The following is a 3,412-nucleotide window of genomic DNA, read 5'->3' on the forward strand; positions in this document are numbered from 1 at the left end:
TAATTAGTAACCTGGCGGTGACCTACTCTCACATGGGGAATCCCCACACTACCATCGGCGTAACAGCGTTTCACTTCTAAGTTCGGCATGGATTAGGTGGGTCCACTGCACTATCGCCGCCAAGATTATTCTTTGGATGTTTTGTCTATATCCTAAGATTGTTAGTCTATTTACTATTGACTAATTCTCTCTTCTTCTATTCTTTATCATTTAAAAACAAGCTGTCTAAAGTAACTCTCTGTCTAAAATAACACGCTTTCGATTCGTCTTTTCGTCTATTTTGTTATTTGTTATCTATCATAACAACCACCCAAAAACACTTGAGCGTTGTATAGTTAAGCCTCTCGGGCAATTAGTACTGGTTAGCTCAATGTCTCACAACACTTACACACCCAGCCTATCTACGTCGTAGTCTCCAACAACCCTTACAGACTTTTAGTCTGGGAGAACTCATCTCTTGGCAAGTTTCGTGCTTAGATGCTTTCAGCACTTATCTCTTCCGCATGTAGCTACCCAGCAGTGCCTCTGGCGAGACAACTGGAACACCAGTGATGCGTCCACTCCGGTCCTCTCGTACTAGGAGCAGCCCCAATCAATTCTCCAACGCCCACGGCAGATAGGGACCGAACTGTCTCACGACGTTCTAAACCCAGCTCGCGTACCACTTTAAATGGCGAACAGCCATACCCTTGGGACCTACTTCAGCCCCAGGATGTGATGAGCCGACATCGAGGTGCCAAACACCGCCGTCGATATGAACTCTTGGGCGGTATCAGCCTGTTATCCCCGGAGTACCTTTTATCCGTTGAGCGATGGCCCTTCCATTCAGAACCACCGGATCACTATGACCTGCTTTCGCACCTGCTCGACTTGTCTGTCTCGCAGTTAAGCTTGCTTATACCATTGCACTAACCTGACGATGTCCGACCGTCATTAGCAAACCTTCGTGCTCCTCCGTTACTCTTTGGGAGGAGACCGCCCCAGTCAAACTACCCACCAGACACTGTCCGAACACCCGTTTCAGGTGCTTCGTTAGAACATCAAACGTTAAAGGGTGGTATTTCAAGGATGGCTCCACGATAACTGGCGTTACCGCTTCAAAGCCTCCCACCTATCCTACACATCAAAATTCAAGGTTCAGTGTCAAGCTATAGTAAAGGTTCACGGGGTCTTTCCGTCTAGCCGCGGGTACACCGCATCTTCACGGCGATTTCAATTTCACTGAGTCTCGGGTGGAGACAGCCTGGCCATCATTATGCCATTCGTGCAGGTCGGAACTTACCCGACAAGGAATTTCGCTACCTTAGGACCGTTATAGTTACGGCCGCCGTTTACTGGGGCTTCGATCAGGAGCTTCTCTTTCGATTACACCATCAATTAACCTTCCAGCACCGGGCAGGCATCACACCCTATACGTCCACTTTCGTGTTTGCAGAGTGCTGTGTTTTTAATAAACAGTTGCAGCCAGCTGGTATCTTCGACTTACTTCACCTTCGTCCGCGAGGGACTACAATTACTGTAAGCGCACCTTCTCCCGAAGTTACGGTGCTATTTTGCCTAGTTCCTTCACCCGAGTTCTCTCAAGCGCCTGAGTATTCTCTACCTGACCACCTGTGTCGGTTTTCAGTACGGTTTAGATAAACCTAGAGCTTAGTGGCTTTTCCTGGAAGCATGGTATCAGTTACTTCGTTTCCGTAGAAACTCGTCATCAGTTCTCAGTGTTAAGGTATCCCGGATTTGCCTAAGATACCCACCTACCGCCTTAAACAGACATCCAATAGTCTGCTAACCTAACCTTCTCCGTCCCCACATCGCAGTTTATCCAAGTACGGGAATATTAACCCGTTTCCCATCGACTACGCTTTTCAGCCTCGCCTTAGGGGCCGACTCACCCTGCCCCGATTAACGTTGGACAGGAACCCTTGGTCTTCCGGCGAACGAGTTTTTCACTCGTTTTATCGTTACTTATGTCAGCATTCGCACTTGTGATACGTCCAGCAAACCTCTCGATTCACCTTCATCCGCTTACACAACGCTCCCCTACCCAACAGTATTGCTACTGATGCCGCAGCTTCGGTACTATATTTAGCCCCGTTACATCTTCCGCGCAGGCCGACTCGACTAGTGAGCTATTACGCTTTCTTTAAATGGTGGCTGCTTCTAAGCCAACATCCTAGCTGTCTAAGCCTTCCCACTTCGTTTCCCACTTAATATAGATTTTGGGACCTTAGCTGGCGGTCTGGGTTGTTTCCCTCTTCACGACGAACGTTAGCACCCGCCGTGTGTCTCCTGAGTATCACTCTTTGGTATTCGTAGTTTGCATCGGGTTGGTAAGTCGGGATGACCCCCTAGCCGAAACAGTGCTCTACCCCCAAAGGTGTCCGCTCAAGGCTCTACCTAAATAGATTTCGGGGAGAACCAGCTATCTCCCGGTTTGATTGGCCTTTCACCCCCAGCCACAAGTCATCCGCTAATTTTTCAACATTAGTCGGTTCGGTCCTCCAGTTAGTGTTACCCAACCTTCAACCTGCCCATGGCTAGATCACCGGGTTTCGGGTCTATACCTTGCAACTATTCGCCCAGTTAAGACTCGGTTTCCCTTCGGCTCCCTTATTCAGTTAACCTTGCTACAAAATATAAGTCGCTGACCCATTATACAAAAGGTACGCAGTCACAAGATTAATCTTGCTCCCACTGCTTGTACGTACAGGGTTTCAGGTTCTATTTCACTCCCCTCACCGGGGTTCTTTTCGCCTTTCCTTCACAGTACTGGTTCACTATCGGTCAATCAGGAGTATTTAGCCTTGGAGGATGGTCCCCCCATCTTCAAACAGGATTTCTCGTGTCCCGCCCTACTTGTCGTTAGCTTAGTACTATGGGTTGGTATTCGGATACGGGGCTATCACCCTTTTTTGCCAAATTTCCCAACTTGTTCTCCTTACCAGTCCACTATCACTAACAGGCTCTTCCACTTTCGCTCGCCGCTACTTACGGAATCTCGGTTGATTTCTTTTCCTCGGGGTACTTAGATGTTTCAGTTCTCCCGGTTCGCCTTTAATACCTATGTATTCAGTATTAAATAATAGATTCTTCATCTATTGGGTTTCCCCATTCGGATATCTTGGATTAAACGTCTCTTATCGACTCATCCAAGCTTTTCGCAGATTAGCACGTCCTTCATCGCCTCTGATTGCCAAGGCATCCGCCCTGTACGCTTAGTCACTTAACTATACAACCTCAAATATTTTTATGAGAGGTTATGATTCATTTCGATAACTAACACTTATATCGCCTTTTACAATATAAGATTTTATAAAACTTTACTCAGACTTCTCTTTATCCTTTCGGACTTGAAAGTCTCTTTAGTTTTTCAGCTTGTTTCCAAATTTTTAAAGAACAATTAAGACAATGT

Annotated in this window: 2 rRNA genes; both read right to left on the bottom strand. The window is 47.0% G+C overall.

The annotated features are described in order from the left end of the window. Nucleotides 1-9: 9 nt before the first annotated feature. A 5S ribosomal RNA gene (gene rrf / locus EV697_RS09690) occupies nucleotides 10-124 on the bottom strand. A gap of 207 nt (nucleotides 125-331) precedes the next feature. After that, nucleotides 332-3,229, bottom strand: a 23S ribosomal RNA gene (locus EV697_RS09695). Nucleotides 3,230-3,412 lie beyond the last annotated feature (183 nt).

This window comes from Bisgaardia hudsonensis (genome assembly GCF_004345785.1).
Lineage (GTDB): Bacteria > Pseudomonadota > Gammaproteobacteria > Enterobacterales > Pasteurellaceae > Bisgaardia > Bisgaardia hudsonensis.